The sequence below is a fragment of the Mycolicibacterium sp. XJ662 genome (assembly GCF_053484035.1).
On record NZ_JBEFTL010000010.1, the window covers coordinates 95,522 to 113,651 of the forward strand.

An 18,130-nucleotide genomic window follows, 5' to 3' on the forward strand; every position below is an offset into this window, starting at 1 on the left:
AGACGGTCAGCTGCTGCGGTCGGCTTCGGGGCGTGCGTTGACGCTCTCCGCTGAATCCTCGGTGTCGGTGTGTCTGCCGACGTGGGATTCGGCGCGCATTCGCGCGATCATGTGCGGGTAGTGCAGTTCGAAGGCGGGCCGCTCGGAGCGGATGCGCGGCAGTTCGGTGAAGTTGTGCCGCGGCGGCGGGCAGGAGGTCGCCCACTCCAGCGAGTTGCCGTAACCCCACGGATCGTCGACGAGAACCGGTTCGCCGTAGCGCCAGCTCTTGAACACGTTCCAGGTGAACGGCAGCACCGAGATGCCCAGGATGAACGCGCCGATCGACGACACGACGTTGAGCGTGTGGAAGCCGTCGGTGGGCAGGTAGTCGGCGTAGCGCCGCGGCATGCCCTCGTCGCCGAGCCAGTGCTGCACCAGGAACGTGGTGTGGAAGCCGATGAACGTCAGCCAGAAGTGCAGCTTGCCCAGCCGCTCGTCGAGCATTCGCCCGGTCATCTTCGGGAACCAGAAGTAGATGCCGGCATACGTGGCGAACACGATGGTGCCGAACAGCACGTAGTGGAAGTGCGCGACCACGAAATACGAGTCGTGAACGTGGAAGTCCATCGGCGGGCTGGCCAGGATCACGCCCGTGACGCCACCGAGCACGAAGGTCAGCAGGAAGCCGATCGAGAACAGCATCGGCGTCTCAAAGGTCAGCTGGCCTCGCCACATCGTGCCGATCCAGTTCACGAACTTGATGCCCGTCGGCACCGCGATCAGATACGTGGTGAACGCGAAGAACGGCAACAACACGGCGCCGGTGGCGAACATGTGGTGCGCCCACACCACCATTGACAACGCCGCGATACCGATCGTCGCGTAGACGAACGTGGTGTAGGCGAAGACCGGTTTGCGGGCAAAGACGGGCACAATTTCGGTGACGATGCCGAAGAACGGTAGCGCCACGATATAGACCTCTGGGTGCCCGAAATACCAGAACAAGTGCTGCCACAGCAGCACACCGCCGTTCGCGGGGTCGTAGACGTGGGCGCCGAGGTGGCGGTCGTAGGCCAGGGCGAACAGCGCAGCGGTCAGAATCGGGAAGACCAGCAGCACCAGGATCGACGTGACCATGATGTTCCAGGTGAAGATTGGCATCCGGAACATCGTCATCCCGGGGGCGCGCATGCACACGACGGTGGTGATCATGTTGACTGCGCCCAGGATGGTGCCGAGACCGGCCACACCGAGGCCGAAGATCCACAGGTCACCGCCCGCGCCAGGGGAGTGGATGGCGCTGCTCAACGGCACGTAGCCGGTCCAGCCGAAGTCCGCGGCCCCGCCCGGGGTGATGAACCCCGAAAGGGTGATCAGACCGCCGAACAGGAACAGCCAGAACGAGAAGGCGTTGAGTCGCGGGAAAGCCACATCGGGCGCGCCGATCTGCAGCGGCAGCACCAGGTTGGCGAAGCCGAACACGACGGGGGTCGCATAGAACAGCAACATCACCGTGCCGTGCATGGTGAACAGCTGGTTGTACTGCTCGTTGGACAGAAACTGCAGTCCGGTGGCCGTGAGTTCGGCCCGCATCAGCAGCGCCATCAGCCCGCCGATGAAGAAGAAGGCAAAGCACGTGACCACGTACATGATGCCGATCAGCTTGTGATCAGTGGTCGTGATCAGGTTGTAGATCAGGTTGCCTCTTGGGCCCATCCGCTCAGGAAACGGCCGACGGGTCTTCAGTTCGCCAACTGCGGGCGCTTCGGCGGTCAAAGGACCTCCTTCAACGAAAATGTGCGAAGAGTCGCTCTTGTCATGCTAGTGAGTACCCGACAGGGCCAACAGCCTATTAGCGAAATGTCGGGGCGCGCGTCGGCTTCGCCCTGCGCTGGTGGGGTTCAATTGCGGACGTGGCCGGTGCCAGATCAGCGGGACGTCCGCGCGACGCGTCGATCGAGCAGCGGGTCTTCACCGTCACCCGCGAATTGCTCGTGGAAATCGGCTGGGACGACCTGAGCCTGCGACAGATCGCCGCGCGTACCGGGGTCAGCCGATCGAGTCTGAACCGCCGCTGGTCGTCGAAGGCGGAGTTGGTGCTGCACGCGATCCTGGGCGCGACACCGGATCTGGCGCCCTTCGCCGGCACCGACCGGCTCGGTTGGGTCGACTGGGTGGTGCGCGGGAGCCGTGAGCTGTTTACCCGTCCCGAGGTGCGGGCTGCGGTGCCGGGCCTGATGCTGGCGATGTCGCAGAACGACGATTTTCGCAGGCAGTTGTGGGAGACGTTCAGCGGACCGGCTGTCGCTCTCTTCGCCGACGGTCAGGACGACGAACGCGATGCTCGTGCGGTGATGGCGATGGCCGCCGGGGCAGCTCTCTTTCTCACCACCGTCGCCGTCGAGGACGACACCGACGAGTTACACGCCCGCATTTCCGGCATCCTCGCCGACGCGGTGTCGGGAGAACGACGCGACGATGGCCTCAACGGGTGAACGCCAGGTCAGGCCGAAGTCGCGGATCGTGGCCGAGTCGTCTGTCGGGGTCGCCGCGGTCAGCAGCAGCGCAGCCTCGTAGCTCAGACCGTCACCCATGGGAACGATCGTCGACATCGCCTCGGCGATCCTGCTGCCCGAACGAAACATTCCAGGGGTCAATGGGATTCGGGTGAATCGCCGGCCGGCGCCCCGCTCGAGTGCGGCGATCATGTCGTTGAACGGGACGAGGGTGCCGCCGCACACGTAGCGGCGAGGTCCCCGACCCGGCGTCATGATCGCCGCGTGCACGTCGGCGACGTCGCGAACGTCGATCATCTGCATGCCGCCACGCAACCTGGGCGCGACACCGAACCGCGCGATCGGTGCCCAACCGCGTTCGGTGACGCCGGGCGCGGTGTGGAACGCCGGGCCGACCACGCTCGAGGGATAGGTGACCACGACGGGTGCGCCCTGGTCCTGGAGTCGTCGGGCGACGCGGTCGGCGTAGCCCTTGGTCTGCGCGTAGTCGCTGCGTCCCGCACTCGTCGGGGTGTCCGGGCCGATGACGCCGTCGGGCGGCGGGAACAGCGCGCTGTAACTGCTGATCGACACCACCGGGTCGAGGCCGGCGTCGACGGCGCGGGTGAGTACCGCTTCGGTGGCGTAGGCGTTGATCTCCCACATCAGCGCGCTGCGACGGCTGTCGGTGCCGACCACGCCCGCGCCGTGCAGTACTGCATCGCACCCGTCGAGCAATGCGTCGATGGTGCGCCGGTCCCGAACGTCACCGGCCAACAGTTCGATGTCGCCGACGTCGGCGAACCGCTGCAGCACAGGTGCGCCTTCGTCGTTCGGGGCGACGAGCAGACGCACTTTGTGCCCGTCGGCGAGAAGCGCGCGTACGCAGTGCGCGCCGACGTATCCGGTACCGCCGGTGACGCTGATAAACATCGTGCAATATTACGGTACCGCTGGCATCGGAATTGCGCCGGCCTCGCTGGGAGGCCTATGCACGTGCGGTGTTCTCGACGATGATCTCGCAGGCCGCCTTGTAGAACGCGCTGATCAGCGTGGAGAAGGACAGTTCGAACGGGTAGATCATGTGCACGTCCAGCGGTTGCGGGGTCCACTCCGGCAGAACGGGCACGATGGTGCCGTCGCGCAGTTCATCGGTGCAGATGATCTGGGTCGGCATGGCGCCGATGCCGAGACCCTCGAGGATGTACTGCTTGCACACCTGAAAGTTGTTGGCGCGCGCCCGCACCGGCGGGGTGAGTTCGTGTCGACGCTTGTTCTTGGTGACGGCGAGTTTGCGTTGCCCGCAGAAGCCGAAGTCGATGAACGGCAGTTCGTTGAGGTGCGCCGGTTCGGAGATCTGTGTGCGGACGTCTCGGACGAATTCCGCTGAGGCGCAGAGGAACAACTCGAGGCTGAACACCTTACGCGCGATCAGCGTCGAATCTTGCAGTGGCCCGGTGCCGAACACCACGTCGAACCCGTCCCGGACCGGATCGACGTTGTTGTCCACCAAGCGGATGTCCAACCGCGAGTTGGGATGGCGCCGCAAGAACATCGCGCCCACCCGCGACGCGTAGTCGGTGCCGACGAAAATCGGTATCGCGACGCGTAGTTCGCCCTGCGGTTCCTGCTTGCTGCGCTCCACCAGCGCACGTACGCCGTTGGCTTCGGTCAAGATCTTCACCGCGTGCGCGTAGACCTGCTCGCCGAGGTCGGTGACGGTGATCTGGTGGGTGTTCTTGCGCAGCAGCTTGATGCCGAGGTCGGATTCGAGCTTGGTCAGCTTGCGGCTGACGGTGGATTTGGGCATGCCGAGCAGTGCGGCGGCCTTCGAAAGGCTTTTACTCTCCACCACCTTGCCGAATACCAGCAGGGCATCGAGGTCGAACGGCAGGTTCTGTTCCATCTGTTGCAAATATGCAACAGGGTGTTGCGCTTCTGCGCCGAATTCGCCGGATCTGTCGTGAACGAGCGACGGCCCCCTCGGGGAAGAGGGGGCCGCCGCGTCGTCCGTGCTAGCTGTCCGAGCCCGAGCCTGCGCTGCTGTCGGAGCCCGAGCTGTCGCTATCCGAGTCGGAGTCGTCGTCGCCGGTGCTGTCGTCATCAGCGGCGTCGTCTTCGTCGGTGACGTCGTCCGTGGCGTCGTCGTCCGTGGCGTCGTCGTCAGCGGCGTCGTCTTCGTCGGTGACGTCGTCCGTGGCGTCTTCGTCGGTGGCGTCGTCTTCGGTGGCGCCGTCTTCGGTGGCGCCGTCTTCGGTGACGTCGTCCTCGGTGACCTGTTCGTCGGTGACATCGTCGTCGGTGACCTCTTCGTCGATGACGTCGTCGCTCTCGGCGGCACCGCTCACGGTTCCGTCACCCGAACCGTTGTTCGTGGTGCCCGAGACGCCTTCGCGGGAAGCGAGATTCACCGTGACAGTCTCGGCGTCGAGATTGAACTCAGTCGGCGCACCTTGCGCAGCAATGCTGTTCGCGGCCTCGACCGGACCGGTCAGCGCGTCTGCGATCTGCTTGGGCAGGGTCACCGTCAGGTAGTCGACGATGCCGCCGTTGATGATGCCGGGCCATGCTCCGGTCGCGAAGCCGGGTGTGTAGCCGTTGACAAATGCGTTGAATACCTTGGCGGGCAGGTTCACCAGCTCGACGACCGCGGACGGTACATCCCCGGCTGCCAAGGCGATCCGCGTGGCATCGAAGATCTCGGCTGTCTGGGCGACTGCCGTCAGGAAGGGTGCGATCGCTGCCTTCGTGATGGCGAACTCCGACACGACGTCTAACAGCGCGGGTAGCCGTTCGGCGCCCGGAAGGCTCGCAACGAACTCGCTGGGAATCGAGAACAGCGGGATCAACGGCCGCATCGCGCCCAGGACGTTGAGGACGAAATAGACGTCCGCTTCGGCAAACGCCTCGACGAACTGGCCGGCGGCCAGGTAACGCAGCGTGTTGAACACGACCTCGGGCAACATTGCTGCGGTGGTGGTCATGCGCTCGAGGGTGTCGGTGAAGGCCGTATTGATCACGCCGCCGTAGTTCGCGGGGAAGTTGACGAGCTCGGTGAGCAGCGGAACCGGGTTGAGCGTGTTGAGCGCGACGATGTTGACGAATTCCAGGTAGATCTCTGGATTGCTGATCCCCTGCAGCAGCGCGGGTACTGCTTCGGAGATCCCCACGCCCAGGTTCTGCAGGCTGCCCATGGTCTCGGTGATGGTCTGCTGCCACACGATGAGCGGGTTGGTGGCGGCCGCGAGCTCTACTGCGTGTGCTGCGCGCGCCTGGATGTCGGGTAGCGCGGGGAGAGTGGGTGCCACCGGGCTGGCGGCGATGACACCGGCACTTGCCATCGCCACGCCAGCAACCATGAACTTGGTGCTGCGGCGAGTCGACCGTGAGGGTCGGGGCGTGAAGCCGTATGCCGGCGAGTCAGCTTGATATGCGAGTTGCACGTTTTCTCCTGTAGTGCGTCTGATTTGCCAGATGGCAGCCGAAGATTAGCTTAGGCTAACCTCATCCACAAGTGATTCGTGTAGCTAAGCAGAAACGTCTTCTCCGGGATCCGCAGCCGCGCGTGCAACCGCCAACGGCCACTTAACCCGCTGCCCAGACCGGGTAGTTGCGGACTCACATATTCGGCGACCGAGAATTTACCCCACCGTCATGCGTCGTGGGGGCCTACGTACTAACACGTGTCGAGTCCCACACGTGCATCGGTTACTCGCGTGGTGCCCCCCTGCCGTCAGGCGTTGCTGAATGGCGATCCCAACACCTCGGCCGGCGACCCTGCGCCAGCGAGGGTGCGGTATCCCCACCATGTCCACCGCACATCAGCAACCAGCGTGGGCAAATTCTTCGACGCGGTCGCCGCCCGCTTGTTGCCTCGGCGAACGGCGGCTTGCGATTAAGGTGTCGGGCGTTCGTCAATACCGAAAAGCGCTCGAAAGGAACGGTATTCGCACAGTAATTCGCGTTCCAAATATGAAACAGGGTGTTGCGATTCTGCGTCTATCTCCGACGAACCGCGGACGTTAGCGTCGGCGTTTGAGGAGGGCCGATGAGTCACGACAGCCTGGTGGCAAAACCCGCGAGCGGACATTGGACGGACGCGTATCCCGAACTCGGACGCGGTCCGGTGTCGCTCGAAGACTGCGTCTCCGAAGAGTTCTACGACAGGGAGCGCGAGCACATCTTCAGGAAGACCTGGCTCTATGTCGGCCGGGTTGAACGAGTGCCGAAGTCGGGTAGCTACTTCACGCGCGAACTGAGGTTCCTCAACACCTCGATCATCGTCGTGCGCGGCAAGGACGGGGTGATCCGCGCCTTCCACAACATCTGCCCCCACCGAGGCAACAAGATGCTGTGGGAAGACGACCCTTTCAAAGAAGTCGAAGGCCGAGCGCCGTTGCTGTACTGCCGATTTCACGGCTGGCGCTACAAGCTGGACGGGTCACTGCACTCGGCGACGCGCAAGGACCTGCTCCTGGACTTCGACGCCGATAGCTGCCGGGTGCCCGCCGTGCAGTGTGAAGTCTGGGAGGGGTTCATCTTCATCAACCTCAACCCGCACAACACCGAGCCGCTGCGCGACTTCCTCGGGGAGTTGGCGCACGGCATCGAAGGCTATCCGTTCGAAGGTCCGCACCAGGTCTACAAGTTCACAGCCGAGTTGCAGTGCAACTGGAAGATCTTCCTCGACGGCTTCGCGGAGAGTTACCACGGTCCGTATCTGCACGCATCGTCGTTCGGCACGTTGACCGCCGAGGCCAAAGAGGCGCTTGACCAACCGAATCCGTTCACCGACGCCCTGGCCTATCAGCTGAAGGGGCCGCACCGGATGTTCTCGTTCGCCGGTGAGCCCTCCCAGAAGACGCCGTACTCCAAGCCGATTGAGTGTGTGTTCGAAGCCAGCGCGGCTGGGCCGTGGAACAAGCGCACCGGCAGAGGCCCGATGCCAACCGGCATGAACCCCACCCGCTCGGAGAAGTACGGGTTCGACTCGTTTCAGTTCTTCCCCAACTTCGTGTTGATCTTCGGCGCGTCGGGTTTCACTGTGCACACCCACTGGCCCACCGGACCGCATTCGCACCTCTTCGAAACCGAGATGTACTACCAACCGCCGAAAACCCATAAGGAACGGCTCGGCCAGGAACTGACCGTGACGTTTCTCAACGACATCATCCTTGAAGACGCCAGCCCGTCCGAAGGCCTGCAGGCCATGCTCAACAGCGGCGCGCTGACCCATTTCACGTTCAACGACGAGGAGATCCTGCTACGGCACTTCCACAAGACGGTCGCCGACTACGTCGAGGCCGGGGAGAAAGCGAAGGTCGACCACCGATGAATACGGCTCTGCCACCGGAGTTCTCACAGCTTGAGCACCTAGTGTCCGAGTGGGCGATCGAGGATGGGCATGCCCGCTACGTCAAGCGCGTGCACAGCTCCATGGAAGAGATCCAGGCCTTTTACGATCAGGTGTTTCCCTGTGCCGAGGAAGCGGTCGCCTACATCGACAAGTTCGACTACGCCGAACCGCTGCCCGACGATGTCGCCAACTTGCGCAACCTGCTCTACTCGCTGATCACGGTCTCGCTGGCGGTGGAGCTGTGGAAGCAGCCGCGGGTAAAGCATTCCGCCACCACAATTCTCACGAGGGTGAGTTGATCCGCATGGGCGTGACCTCAACACGATTCGACATCGTCGACCTCACCTCGAAAATCGCCAGCGAGATCAAAGTCGATCTCGACACGTTGATCAGCGGCCGGGAAGCCGCCAACATTCGAACCACCCTGGAACAGCGCGGGGTGGTGTTCTTCCGGGGCCTGGACATCAGCGACCAGCAGCAGGTCGCCATTGCGAAAACCCTCGGCGACGTCGTGGCCAACGAGGGCGAGGACGGCATCTACAAGATCTCGCTGGACAAGAGCGTCAACCAGCGCGCCCAGTATCTGAAGGGCTCGCTGTTCTGGCACTTCGACGGTTCCCTGCAGCCCTACCCGAACCTCGCGACGCTGCTGCGGGCGGTGAAGCTTTCCGACCACGGCGGCGACACCGAATTCTGCAATACCTATGCGGCGTACGACGATCTCCCGCAGTCGGAGAAAGACGCCATCGCTGACGTGCGGGTAGTCCACAGCGCGGAGCGGTCACAGTACTACGTGACCCCGGAGATGAGCTACGAAGAGGTCACGTTCTGGCAGAAGTCGCCGACCAAAGTATGTCCGTTGGTGTGGACCCACCAGTCCGGTCGCAAGTCACTGCTGCTGGGGGCAACGGCCGACTACGTGGTCGGCATGTCAGTCGAGGACAGTCGCGCATTGCTTGCCCGCCTTCGTGATTGGGCAACCCAACCGCAGTACGTCTACCGGCACCAGTGGCAACTCGGCGATCTGCTCATCTGGGACAACACCGGAACCATGCACCGGGCGCTGCCGTATGCCGAGGACAGCGGACGGCTGATGCATCGCACTATCCTGGCGGGCGAAGAGCCGCTTCTTTGACACGGCGCGGCGGCACACCGAAGGGCGACATGACCGAAGACGCTGACGCACCCCTGCTGACCCCGCTGACGGCCGACGAGTGGGGCGAGGACGAATACGAGGCCGTGGGCGCACTGACCGGCGTCGCGGGCAGCGAGATACCGCGGGCGGGGTCGGGGCATCCCAGGGATCCGCTGAACTTCGACATCCTCGGATTGCTAGCCCGGCACCCCAAGATGGCGCAGAAGTTCCTGAGCTACAACGGCTTTCTGCTGATGCGTGGTGAACTTCCGGTGCGCCTGCGGGAGCTGGCGATACTGCGCCTCGCCCACGCACGGCGCTCCGCCTTTGTGTGGGGTGAACACTTCCGCATCGGCGTCGCAGGCGGCATCGCCGAAGAGGACATCGCCCGGTTGGCCGGCGGCAACGACGGCTTCGACGGAGTGGACCGGCTGGTGCTGGAGGCCACCGACCAGATGCTGGCCGACGCACACATCCACCCGTCGACGTGGCAGCGGTTGGTCGATGAGATCGGCACGCATCAGGCGATGGAGCTCATCTTCATCTTCGGTACGTATGCCATGTTGGCGACGGCGTGCGACACCTGGCGGCTCGCCCCGCCGCCGGGCAGTCCGGCGTTGCCTTAACCAGACGTCACCAAGGATGCCCGATCCTCGTCGGCGAACGTATCTTCGAGCTGAAGCGGCGAATAGTCGACGTCGATATCGGCTAGCGGCCGACCTCGTGCACTGTCGATGGTTCCGAGTCGGCGCATGCCTTTGTCGGCGGCGTAGGTCTGGAACTCGGCCATCGTGAGACCGAAGGGGATGTCGTCGTAGAGGGCGAAGGCGTCTTCGGTGTTGGCCAGCGCCAGCGGAATGAGTTCGTTCATCCGCGTCTCGAACACCGTCCAGTTGGCGTCGTCAGCGGCGACGTGGCGCCGGCAGGTGAACGTTCCCCATGCCATGTGGCGGCGCTCGTCATCGCCGATGCGCCGCACCAGCTCCTGCATGCCGGGAAGGATGCCGCGGTCCACGCAAATCCGGTGCCACGCATAGTATCCCGTCAGCGCCATCATGCCCTCGATGACATGGTTGTACGTCGCCGACGCCCGAACCTGGGCGGCCGGTGAGGGGTCGGTGGCGAGGGCGTCCAGCGATTGCGGCAGCTCCTCGTAGAACATCTGGCGGTAGGACGGTAGTTCATCGAGGTAGTGCTGGAGGTCGCCGGTCATGCCGACGGCGTCGAGCCACATGCGGAACACCTGCGTGTGTTTGGCTTCCTCGAACGCGAACTGCGTCAAATACATCTCGTCGCCGAGGCGACCTTCGGCCCGCATCGCCGCCATGAACGGCTGGATGTCCTGGGTGACGGCTTCCTCGCCGGCGATGAACTGGGCGCACAACCGCGTCGCCCAATCACGCTCCAGTTCCGACAACCCTTCCCAGTCTTCGCGGTCGCGGGAGAAGTCGATGTCGGCGGGATCCCAGAACTTGGCGTTACCGCCGGCGAACAACTTCAGCGGCAGACTGTCCCAGTTCAGCCCGCCTGAAGCGAGTGAGTGTGAATAGTTACGTGTCATGGGCCTGACCTCCGCGGCCCATCCTAATGTGAGTCAGCTCACAATCAAGCTCAGCTGGGTCTGTTCGCCCGAGACCGCGCCCGCCAGGTCCGGTAGCCGCGGTGCGTGGCGAAGGCGCCGACGACAGCCATCACACACCAGACCGCAACCGCCGCATAGACCAACGGCGACGACAAGTCCCCGATCGACGCACCCAGCGCCGTGTAGACGAACGCACGCGGCGCCGACCCGATAAACGCGCCGACGGCCATCTGCCACAACGGAACTCCGAAAGCGCCGAACGCATAGGACGCCAACGCGTCGGAGACACCGGGGACGAACCGCTGGCCGACCACCGCCCACAACCCGCCCCGTTGGATCAGCCGGTCGAGTCGGTCGGCGCGCTGCGCACCGAGCAGGGCCCGCGCGCTATCCCTACCTGCCCGACGTCCGATCAGGCTGGCGATGGTGGCGGTACCGACCGTCGCGCCGAGAGTGACGAAAACCCCCAGCACCGGTCCGAACAGCAAGCCGCTGCCCGCCGCCAGAATCGGGCCGGGCACGAACACCGCGCCCAGCACCGCAGAGACGACCACGTACGCGAGCGGAGCGACAGGACCGGTGGCCGCAACCGCGTTTCGCACGGCTTCGACGTCGATGACCCGGGCGACCGCGACCAGATAGAACAGCCCCAACAGGAACGATGCGACCGCCACCAGGCGCAGCACGTGGCGACGACGCGAGGCGGGCGCCGGTTCTTCGATGTCGGTCATGTCGGATGCCGATTGTTCCGCACCCGGCTTCACGGTCAGGGCTGCGGGTAGGGCGCCCAGCGCCTGTCGTAGCCGGCCTTGCGTAACGCGAGTTGCTCCGCGCGCTGCTCTTCGGTGACGAAGTCCTCCGGCGGCAGATAACCGCGCAACTCCTCATGTGACATCACCTGCTGATCGAGGATGCGCGGCGGGTTGTCGTCGGGGTTCGGACCGAGGTTTTGGAACCGGATCGAGATCGCGCCCTGGTGCAGCCCGCCGGTCGAGATCCAGTTGGCCGCACCGGGATCGGTCGGGGAGATGACCACCGTGTAGGTGCCGTCACCGTTGGCGACGGCCTGCTCGTTGTTGAGGCTGGTTTGCTGGTTCCAGTAGTCGTCGGTGATGGTCCAGATGTTGTACGTCGGGACGATGAAGTAGCCGGCGCTGCCCGGGTCGATGGTGAGCACCAGGACTTCGTCATCGGCGAGCTGGAAATGCCCGGTGCTCTGCAGCTGGTTGGCGAGAAACTCGGCGTTGGAGGACGGTTGCGCAAGCACGTTGGCCTCGCGCGGCTGTCCGGTCTCCGGATCGGTGCTCGCCAACGCCATGTACTTGGCCTGCTCGTTGACCCCGCGCACGAGCAGGATCACCGCGGTGAACGCCCCGCGCAGCACCGGCGGCATATACGGCAGGGGCGGCACCAACGACACCAACGTCGTCAGGAACCGGTTGGTGCTGACCTGCGGACCGAGGAACACGAAGCCGCCGATCTGGGCGAACAGGCTGTTGGGCGGGCCGGAGACGCGTTCGATCGACAGGCTTATCGGCGTCTCTTCGTTCCAGTTGCCCAACGTGTCCCGCGCGGCGATGAGCGTGGAACCCGACGTCAGCTGCAGATGGTTTTTGCGCCCGTTGGCCGGTTCGGTGCTCACCGTGATGACGAAGGTGCCGTCGTCATTGATCTCAAGATCGTCGGCGCTCAGGATCGTCGAGGTTGTCCCCGCCAGACCTTCCAGCACGCTGAACGTGGTGTCGGCCGGCCGACCGTCTTCGGTGAGATCGTGGAACCGGCCGGTGATCACATACTCCGACGACGCGCTGACCGCCATGAACCGGTAGATCGTGTCGGGGTTGTCGTAGAGGATTCGAGACCCGCCCGCGCTCTGGCCGTACCAGATGTGGGGTGGGGCGACCTGGGTGACCACCGTCGGGGTCAGCGGGTTGAGCAGTTGCTGCTGATAGGCCGCGGCCATCGCGTATTCGTTGACCGCCCTGTTGAGCGACGCCAGGCTGCCCTGGTCGAGCCCACCGGGATACTGCCGGTGCGCGGCGAACAAAAAGCCCGCCCGCAGTACGACTTTCATCAGCGCGACCGGAAGCGAGTTGGCGGTCTGCCGGGCAATCCGTTCGGCGGCCAGCTGTTGGGGTGTGCCCAGCGGGCTGACGGTGGTGGCGGCGGCGGTTTGCGACGTCGTGACGGTCGCGGCGGCGGGGCTAACCGTCGGCGTGCTCGTGGTGCCGATCTCGCGTCGCGCCCATGCCAGCATCGCCCACAGCGCGACGGGCTGCTGCGGTGCAGGCGCACCGTCGGCCGCCTGCGCGCCAAAACCCAACGCGGACAGCACTGATGAGACGACGCCGTCGATGCGCGCGACGACCGGTGCGTCGGTGGTTTCGGGCTCGGGTGTGTCGGCGACGACGGTCGCAACGGTTTGTGTCGGTGCCGGTTCGGGCTGCGGATCGGGCAGCGCGGTCACGTCCGACACCGTTACCGTCGGCGGTACCTCTTCGTCGATCGGTTCGGCGACGCTGGTCGGGACCTCCTCGATCGGTGTCAGCGTCGGCGGGGTGGCCAACTCAGTTGCATCATCGGCTTGGCGACCGCTGTCCGAGTTCGACTCGTCTTCGTCCTCGTCAACGTCCTCGTCCGCGACCTCTTCCTCATCAACGTCGACATCGTCCTCAACGTCGACGTCGTCCTCAACGTCGACATCCTCATCAACATCGACATCGTCATCAACGTCGACGTCGTCCTCGACGGACACGTCGTCGTCGGAAACTGCTGCGGCGGATTCCGACACCGAAGCGCTGGTGCTGTCGGTGGTGTCGGCCGTGCCGCCCTCGGCGAGCGCGATACCGGGGCTGTTGGCAATGGCGGCGCCGACGCCCAACGCGACCGCCAGCGCGCCGACCCTGCCGATGAATCGTCCGTAGGTGTTCGCGGTCGTGGTCAACGAAGGCGTCCTTCCGTCAATCCGCCAGCGAGGGCCGATGGAATGACGGTATGGCTGCCCGACCGCTTCTGCACGCACTTTCGACGGTTCTGTTTGCTGCGGGGCCTTCCATCGATTCGACGACGGATGTACCATTTGGTACATGATTACCGCATGTGCCGTCGAGATCGAGGCGCCCGCCAGTGTGGTTTGGGATGTGTTCAGCGACGTCGAACGCTGGCCGGAGTGGACGTCCTCGGTCACCCGGCTCACAGCTCTGGACGGCCCCGAGTTGGCTATCGGCAAGCGCTACGAACTCAAGCAGCCCCGGATGCCCAAGTTGATATGGGTGGTGACCGAGATATCGCCTGGCAACGGCTGGAGCTGGGAGCAGCGCTCACCAGGAGGGTTGACCGTGGCGCGCCACGAGGTAGCGCCGGTCACCGACCGCCGCACCCGGGTGCGCCAGCAGGTCGACCAGCGGGGTCCTGTCGGCGTCGCGGTCGGTGTGCTGATGCACCGGATGACCAAGCGCTACCTCGACCTCGAGGCCGCGGGCCTGAAAACCCGAAGCGAACAGCTCTACCGCCTCGATGGCGCGGCCTCCTGACGTCGGGCGGCGTAGGGAGCTGCTTGACGCGTTGGTCACCGAGTTTGCGAAGACCGGCATCGGCGACCGTTCGCTTCGGGAGATCGCCGCGGCCGTCGGCACCAGCCACCGCATGCTGCTGCACCACTTCGGGTCGCGTGATGAGCTGCTGCTGGCGATTGTCGAGGACGTCGAGCGCCGGCAGATGGCGCTGCTGGGGGAGTTGCCGCCGGAGCCGGAAAAAGCGATCGCCGCCATGTGGGCGAACCTGCGGCGCCCCGAACTACGCCCGTTCGAGCGGCTTTTCTTCGAGTGCTACGCGCGCGGCGCACAGGGCGAGCAGCCGTTCGCCAGGATGCTGCCGGGCGCCGTCGACGCGTGGTTGGCCCGTGCAGTAGTCAGTACCGGTAGCGCGCCGGATCCCGCGTTGACGCGCCTCGGCCTGGCGGTGGCCCGTGGGTTGTTGCTCGACCTCGTGGCCACCGAAGACCTCGACGGTGTCGATGCGGCGGCCAACGCATTCGCCGACCTCGTCGGCATGTGGTCTACTCGGGCTTGACGATCGCCAACACTTCGCTGTTCGGCAGGCCTGCCAACACATCGGTGGTCGCAAGGAGCTTCGAGGCGCGCATCCCGCTGCCGATGATCACCCGGCCCTGCCGGATCACGTTGTCGTCGATGAGTATCGGCCACTCCGGTGGGAGGCCGATCGGTGTGATACCGCCGTACTCCATACCGGTCAGCGACACCGCGGTGTCCATCGAGGCGAACGAAATCTTGCGGGCACCAAGGTGTTTGCGGACCACACCGTTGATGTCGGCGCGAGTGGTGGCCAGCACCAAACACGCGGCGTACCACGTGCGCTCGGCGCGGCGAGCCTCGACCACGACGCAGTTCGCCGACTCGTCCATGCTCACCCCGTAGTGCTCGCAGAATGCGGCGGTGTCGGCAAACTCCGGATCGATCGCGCTGACCCACAGGCCGTCGCGCAGCTGGCGCCGTACCGGTACTGCGACGAGCTCCACCGCATCAACGGCGGGTACGAAGGTGAGCTGGCCTACCCGCACGCCTCACTCCTCGCTGCTGCGCCGGTCGCCGATGAAATCCAGCAGGCGGGGGTCGTCGGAGGTGAACCGGTCTACCTCCTCGCCGCCGTCGCAGCGCAACAACGCCACGATCACCGCACCGCCGCGCCGTGACAACACCTCCCACACCGCGCCGGCATCCTCCCAACGCTGAAGTTCTGCGACCCGATCGATGTCCATCGTCCTACCATCCCACGCATGACTGGACGCCCACGCATCAAGCTCGCCCGGGTGTATGACGATCCTGCTTCCGACGAGGGCGCGCGGGTGCTCGTCGACCGGTTGTGGCCGCGCGGCATGCGCAAGGACGATCCCAGGGTCGGCCGCTGGCTCCCGGAGGTGGCGCCGTCCGCCGAGTTGCGACGCTGGTACTCGCATAAGCGTGAGCGGTTCGACGAGTTCGCCACCCGCTACGCCGAGGAACTCGAATCCGAGGAAGGGTCAGCCGCCCTGTCCGAGGTGCGTGACCTGATGCGCGACGGCCCCGTCGTGCTGGTGACAGCGTCTCGCGATCTGGATATCAGCCAGGCGGCGGTATTGCGGAAGCTGCTGTCCTAAGGTGGATGTCGTGCATGCGGCGCCGACGTCGGGTCGTACAACGCCACCGGGGCGTTGCCGCTCCCACCCGCCCGGCGCGCGCCTCAATGTAGGTAAAGCTTGCCTAACTTCGTGCGGTAAGGTCGGAGGCCGATGACCGACATTGAAGAGGCGCCGACCCTGGTGCTGCCGCGCGAGCTGAAAGACGTTTGCGAAGAAGTGCGTCAGGTGGCGGCGCCGACGATTCCCATCGTCGCCGAGCCTTACGCCGCGCGCCTCGTCGACCCCGACACCGACGCGGAGATGATTTCGGAGTGGATGAACCGCCCGCATCTGGTCGAGGCGTGGGAGTACGCGTGGCCGCCGGCGCGTTGGCACCGTTATCTGACCGCTCAGCTCAACGGTCAGTACTCGCGCCCGGTGCTGGGCTTCTTCCGCGGTAAGCCGTTCGGCTATATCGAGCTCTACCGAGCAGCAAAGGACTCCATCGCCACCCGGTACGCCGCCGACCCGCATGACATCGGTCTGCACGCCGCCATCGCCGATGCCAGGTTTGTCAACAGGGGCATCGGGCCGATTGTGTTGCCGCGCATCGTCGCCAGCATCTTCGAGCTCGAGCCACGGTGCCAGCGCATCATGTTCGATCCGGACCACCGCAACAGCGGGGCCCGGCGCCTGTGCGAGTACGCCGGATGCGAGTTCCTCGGCGAGCACGATATGCCCAACCGGCGTATGGCGCTGTATGCGCTGCCGCGCTCCTGAGCGCGCGCCTTCCAGCGTCTAGGGCAGTTGGCCGAACTCCGCGTAGCCGTCGTAGTCGGGTTTCATCGCAGCGGCGACCAGCTCCCACAACACCTCGTCGGTGCCGCCACCGACGCGCGCCAACTTCATATCGCGCCACCACTTACCGAGCGGTGTCTCTTCGACGAGATAGCCTGAGCCGCCGAAGATGTGCATGCACTCCGACAGCACCTCCTCGCCGAGTCGCGCCGCGTTGACCTTGATGGCGGCCGCGGTGCGCAGGTCGAGCCTGCCGGTGGCGGCGATGCCGTCGAGCGCATAGCGCAGCATGTCCACCCGCGCCTGCAGGTCGGCCATCCGCATGCGCAGAGCCTGATGCTCATAAAGCGTGTTTCCGAACTGACGACGATCCATCATGCGCGCCAAGGTGATTCCCAGCACCCGCTGGCATGACGACGACACCTGTCCCGCGATGGACAGGCGTTCGTGCGCCAAGCCCCAGGAGATCGCCGCGAGGCCGGTGCCGGCGCGGGCGACCAGGGCGTCGGCAGGTACCCAGGTGTCGATGTGCACGGCCGCGGTGTCCAGTGGCCCAGCGCCGACCTTGCGGTAGGGCGCGCGAACCTCGCACTGCGCAAGCGGGACAGCGATGACCACGACGCTGCCGTGCCTGCTGTGGGGGTCGTGGTCCACGCTTCGCGCGACCGCCATCACGTGATCGGCGATCGGGGAGAGCGAGACGAACTTCTTGATGCCTGTGACCTGGAAACCCTCACGCACCGAGCGCACTTCGGTCCCGACGATCTGCAGATCCGAACCGCCGGACTGCTCGGATGCGCCGATGCACAGCACGGCCTCACCGCGGATCGCCTGCTCGGCGATGTTACGCAAATAGTCTGATTTTCCGAACCGGCGCAGGATCGCGATCGCCGAGTCGTGAAGGCTGACGCCGACGGCGATGCCTGCCGAGCCCAGGGCGCCGAGCGCCTGCGCGAGCGCGATGATCTTGCCGACGTCGGGTTGGTGCCCGTTGGACCACTTTTGGGCGAACACGCCGGATTCTCCGAGGTATTCGATGAGCTTGCGCGGAAAGTGTTCGGCAGCTTCGGCTTCTGCGGTCCACGCGGTGACCCGATCGTCGAATACCCGTTCGAGCAACCCGTGGTAGTCCTCGGTCGCCGGTGCGTCGACGGTGGCGGTCATCGGACGGCCCCTTCCACAGTGCGTTTGGCGTCCAATCGGCGCAGCTTGCCTGATGAGGTGCGAGACACCGGTTGAGGTGCCCGTCATGGCCACCGATAGTGCTGCGGCCAGTTCAGTTACGAATCCTGTTGGGATGCAGGCACCTTCGCCTGGATCGCCGCCTCGAGATCACCGACCGTATCGCAACTGAGCAGATCTTTTTCTTCCAGTGCGACACCGAGGCGGTCTTCGATGGCCACCATTCCGACCGCAAACGCGACCGAGTCCAGGCCGACGTCGTCGATCAGTCGGGATTCCCGGGTGATCCGTTTGATGTCGACGTTCATGTCGTCGCGCAGGATCTCGGTGAGCGCGGCACTTACCGCGTCTGGGGTGGAAGGCGTCACGGCGTGCGACGGTACACCGTCGAGTCGGGTAAGGCTAGGCTTACCTCGGCCGGGCAGCGTCTACCCTTTTTGGCGGAAAGGGGTGATCCGCCATCGGCTCAGATCAGGCTTCGCCT

At 64.9% G+C, this 18,130-nt stretch carries 20 protein-coding genes; 9 read left to right on the top strand and 11 right to left on the bottom strand.

Features of this window, described 5'->3' with window-relative positions; translation table 11 throughout:
* Positions 1–6 precede the first annotated feature (6 nt).
* Entirely contained in the window at positions 7–1,758 is a 1,752-nt protein-coding gene (gene ctaD, locus ABQE93_RS22075) for an aa3-type cytochrome oxidase subunit I (protein ID WP_448410586.1), read from the bottom strand.
* Between the two features lie 137 nt (positions 1,759–1,895).
* Here ctaD and ABQE93_RS22080 point away from each other — a divergent pair, with 137 nt between their 5' ends.
* Positions 1,896–2,477: a TetR/AcrR family transcriptional regulator gene (locus ABQE93_RS22080; protein WP_448410585.1), complete on the top strand. Its 582-nt coding sequence runs from the start codon at positions 1,896–1,898 to the stop codon at positions 2,475–2,477.
* On the opposite strand, the gene ABQE93_RS22085 is transcribed toward ABQE93_RS22080, so the two are convergent.
* The 3 genes from ABQE93_RS22085 to ABQE93_RS22095 all read right to left on the bottom strand — a co-directional run bounded on the left by ABQE93_RS22085 (position 2,403) and on the right by ABQE93_RS22095 (position 5,824).
* On the bottom strand, positions 2,403–3,410 hold the full coding sequence (locus ABQE93_RS22085; protein ID WP_448410584.1) for an NAD-dependent epimerase/dehydratase family protein: 1,008 nt from the start codon (positions 3,408–3,410) through the stop codon (positions 2,403–2,405). The two genes, ABQE93_RS22080 and ABQE93_RS22085, sit on opposite strands and share 75 nt — an antisense overlap.
* Before the next feature lie 55 nt (positions 3,411–3,465).
* A complete protein-coding gene (locus ABQE93_RS22090) occupies positions 3,466–4,383 on the bottom strand; it encodes a LysR family transcriptional regulator (RefSeq protein ID WP_448410583.1) in 918 nt (305 codons plus the stop codon).
* Between the two features lie 109 nt (positions 4,384–4,492).
* Positions 4,493–5,824: a hypothetical protein gene (locus tag ABQE93_RS22095; protein WP_448410582.1), complete on the bottom strand. Its 1,332-nt coding sequence runs from the start codon at positions 5,822–5,824 to the stop codon at positions 4,493–4,495.
* Between the two features lie 701 nt (positions 5,825–6,525).
* On the opposite strand from ABQE93_RS22095, the gene ABQE93_RS22100 reads away from it, so the two are divergent.
* From ABQE93_RS22100 to ABQE93_RS22115, 4 genes are read left to right on the top strand one after another with little or no spacing between them, the layout of a single operon-like run.
* A complete protein-coding gene (locus ABQE93_RS22100; protein ID WP_448410581.1) occupies positions 6,526–7,812 on the top strand; it encodes an aromatic ring-hydroxylating oxygenase subunit alpha in 1,287 nt (428 codons plus the stop codon).
* The gene (locus ABQE93_RS22105; RefSeq protein WP_448410580.1) at positions 7,809–8,132 is read left to right on the top strand and encodes a hypothetical protein; all 324 of its coding nucleotides are present in this window, start codon (positions 7,809–7,811) and stop codon (positions 8,130–8,132) included. Before ABQE93_RS22100 ends, ABQE93_RS22105 begins: the two co-directional genes overlap by 4 nt.
* Before the next feature lie 5 nt (positions 8,133–8,137).
* The gene (locus ABQE93_RS22110; protein WP_448410579.1) at positions 8,138–8,968 is read left to right on the top strand and encodes a TauD/TfdA dioxygenase family protein; all 831 of its coding nucleotides are present in this window, start codon (positions 8,138–8,140) and stop codon (positions 8,966–8,968) included.
* Between the two features lie 29 nt (positions 8,969–8,997).
* A complete protein-coding gene (locus tag ABQE93_RS22115; protein WP_448410578.1) occupies positions 8,998–9,594 on the top strand; it encodes a carboxymuconolactone decarboxylase family protein in 597 nt (198 codons plus the stop codon).
* Here ABQE93_RS22115 and ABQE93_RS22120 read toward each other — a convergent pair.
* The 3 genes from ABQE93_RS22120 to ABQE93_RS22130 are packed head-to-tail and all read right to left on the bottom strand — an operon-like array spanning position 9,591 to position 13,494.
* Positions 9,591–10,529: a R2-like ligand-binding oxidase gene (locus ABQE93_RS22120; RefSeq protein ID WP_448410576.1), complete on the bottom strand. Its 939-nt coding sequence runs from the start codon at positions 10,527–10,529 to the stop codon at positions 9,591–9,593. The genes ABQE93_RS22115 and ABQE93_RS22120 overlap by 4 nt on opposite strands.
* A 50-nt stretch (positions 10,530–10,579) precedes the next feature.
* Positions 10,580–11,281 carry a TVP38/TMEM64 family protein gene (locus ABQE93_RS22125; protein WP_448410574.1) on the bottom strand — a complete coding sequence of 234 codons (702 nt, stop codon included), beginning with the start codon at positions 11,279–11,281 and terminating at the stop codon, positions 10,580–10,582.
* Positions 11,282–11,316: 35 nt separating this feature from the next.
* The gene (locus tag ABQE93_RS22130) at positions 11,317–13,494 is read right to left on the bottom strand and encodes a DUF1214 domain-containing protein (protein ID WP_448410572.1); all 2,178 of its coding nucleotides are present in this window, start codon (positions 13,492–13,494) and stop codon (positions 11,317–11,319) included.
* A 142-nt stretch (positions 13,495–13,636) separates the two neighbouring features.
* Between ABQE93_RS22130 and ABQE93_RS22135 the strand changes: the two genes are divergently transcribed.
* A complete protein-coding gene (locus ABQE93_RS22135) occupies positions 13,637–14,083 on the top strand; it encodes an SRPBCC family protein (protein ID WP_448410570.1) in 447 nt (148 codons plus the stop codon).
* A complete protein-coding gene (locus ABQE93_RS22140) occupies positions 14,067–14,621 on the top strand; it encodes a TetR/AcrR family transcriptional regulator (protein WP_448410568.1) in 555 nt (184 codons plus the stop codon). Before ABQE93_RS22135 ends, ABQE93_RS22140 begins: the two co-directional genes overlap by 17 nt.
* On the opposite strand, the gene ABQE93_RS22145 is transcribed toward ABQE93_RS22140, so the two are convergent.
* Positions 14,608–15,129: a YbaK/EbsC family protein gene (locus tag ABQE93_RS22145; RefSeq protein ID WP_448410566.1), complete on the bottom strand. Its 522-nt coding sequence runs from the start codon at positions 15,127–15,129 to the stop codon at positions 14,608–14,610. The two genes, ABQE93_RS22140 and ABQE93_RS22145, sit on opposite strands and share 14 nt — an antisense overlap.
* 3 nt (positions 15,130–15,132) lie before the next feature.
* On the bottom strand, positions 15,133–15,327 hold the full coding sequence (locus ABQE93_RS22150) for a hypothetical protein (RefSeq protein WP_448395476.1): 195 nt from the start codon (positions 15,325–15,327) through the stop codon (positions 15,133–15,135).
* A gap of 18 nt (positions 15,328–15,345) precedes the next feature.
* Here ABQE93_RS22150 and ABQE93_RS22155 point away from each other — a divergent pair, with 18 nt between their 5' ends.
* Both ABQE93_RS22155 and ABQE93_RS22160 read left to right on the top strand, forming a co-directional pair.
* Positions 15,346–15,705: a DUF488 domain-containing protein gene (locus tag ABQE93_RS22155; protein WP_448410564.1), complete on the top strand. Its 360-nt coding sequence runs from the start codon at positions 15,346–15,348 to the stop codon at positions 15,703–15,705.
* A 132-nt stretch (positions 15,706–15,837) separates the two neighbouring features.
* A complete protein-coding gene (locus ABQE93_RS22160) occupies positions 15,838–16,446 on the top strand; it encodes a GNAT family N-acetyltransferase (protein WP_448410562.1) in 609 nt (202 codons plus the stop codon).
* 18 nt (positions 16,447–16,464) lie between these two features.
* Here ABQE93_RS22160 and mbtN read toward each other — a convergent pair whose 3' ends face one another.
* Both mbtN and ABQE93_RS22170 read right to left on the bottom strand, forming a co-directional pair.
* On the bottom strand, positions 16,465–17,628 hold the full coding sequence (mbtN, locus tag ABQE93_RS22165) for a mycobactin biosynthesis acyl-ACP dehydrogenase MbtN (protein ID WP_448410560.1): 1,164 nt from the start codon (positions 17,626–17,628) through the stop codon (positions 16,465–16,467).
* A 116-nt stretch (positions 17,629–17,744) separates the two neighbouring features.
* Positions 17,745–18,014 (bottom strand): mycobactin biosynthesis acyl carrier protein MbtL, encoded by a 270-nt coding sequence (locus ABQE93_RS22170; protein WP_448410558.1) that lies wholly within the window; start codon positions 18,012–18,014, stop codon positions 17,745–17,747.
* Positions 18,015–18,130: the final 116 nt, after the last annotated feature.

What these genes read in the sequence shown, in the direction of transcription:
- ABQE93_RS22085 (WP_448410584.1), bottom strand. Translation starts at nt 3,410, where the DNA reads ATGTTTATCAGCGTCACCGGCGGTACCGGATACGTCGGCGCGCACTGC.
- ABQE93_RS22090 (WP_448410583.1), bottom strand. Translation starts at nt 4,383, where the DNA reads ATGGAACAGAACCTGCCGTTCGACCTCGATGCCCTGCTGGTATTCGGC.
- ABQE93_RS22100 (WP_448410581.1), top strand. Translation starts at nt 6,526, where the DNA reads ATGAGTCACGACAGCCTGGTGGCAAAACCCGCGAGCGGACATTGGACG.
- ABQE93_RS22105 (WP_448410580.1), top strand. Translation starts at nt 7,809, where the DNA reads ATGAATACGGCTCTGCCACCGGAGTTCTCACAGCTTGAGCACCTAGTG.
- ABQE93_RS22110 (WP_448410579.1), top strand. Translation starts at nt 8,138, where the DNA reads ATGGGCGTGACCTCAACACGATTCGACATCGTCGACCTCACCTCGAAA.
- ABQE93_RS22115 (WP_448410578.1), top strand. Translation starts at nt 8,998, where the DNA reads ATGACCGAAGACGCTGACGCACCCCTGCTGACCCCGCTGACGGCCGAC.
- ABQE93_RS22120 (WP_448410576.1), bottom strand. Translation starts at nt 10,529, where the DNA reads ATGACACGTAACTATTCACACTCACTCGCTTCAGGCGGGCTGAACTGG.
- ABQE93_RS22125 (WP_448410574.1), bottom strand. Translation starts at nt 11,281, where the DNA reads ATGACCGACATCGAAGAACCGGCGCCCGCCTCGCGTCGTCGCCACGTG.
- ABQE93_RS22135 (WP_448410570.1), top strand. Translation starts at nt 13,637, where the DNA reads ATGATTACCGCATGTGCCGTCGAGATCGAGGCGCCCGCCAGTGTGGTT.
- ABQE93_RS22140 (WP_448410568.1), top strand. Translation starts at nt 14,067, where the DNA reads ATGGCGCGGCCTCCTGACGTCGGGCGGCGTAGGGAGCTGCTTGACGCG.
- ABQE93_RS22150 (WP_448395476.1), bottom strand. Translation starts at nt 15,327, where the DNA reads ATGGACATCGATCGGGTCGCAGAACTTCAGCGTTGGGAGGATGCCGGC.
- ABQE93_RS22155 (WP_448410564.1), top strand. Translation starts at nt 15,346, where the DNA reads ATGACTGGACGCCCACGCATCAAGCTCGCCCGGGTGTATGACGATCCT.
- ABQE93_RS22160 (WP_448410562.1), top strand. Translation starts at nt 15,838, where the DNA reads ATGACCGACATTGAAGAGGCGCCGACCCTGGTGCTGCCGCGCGAGCTG.
- mbtN (WP_448410560.1), bottom strand. Translation starts at nt 17,628, where the DNA reads ATGACCGCCACCGTCGACGCACCGGCGACCGAGGACTACCACGGGTTG.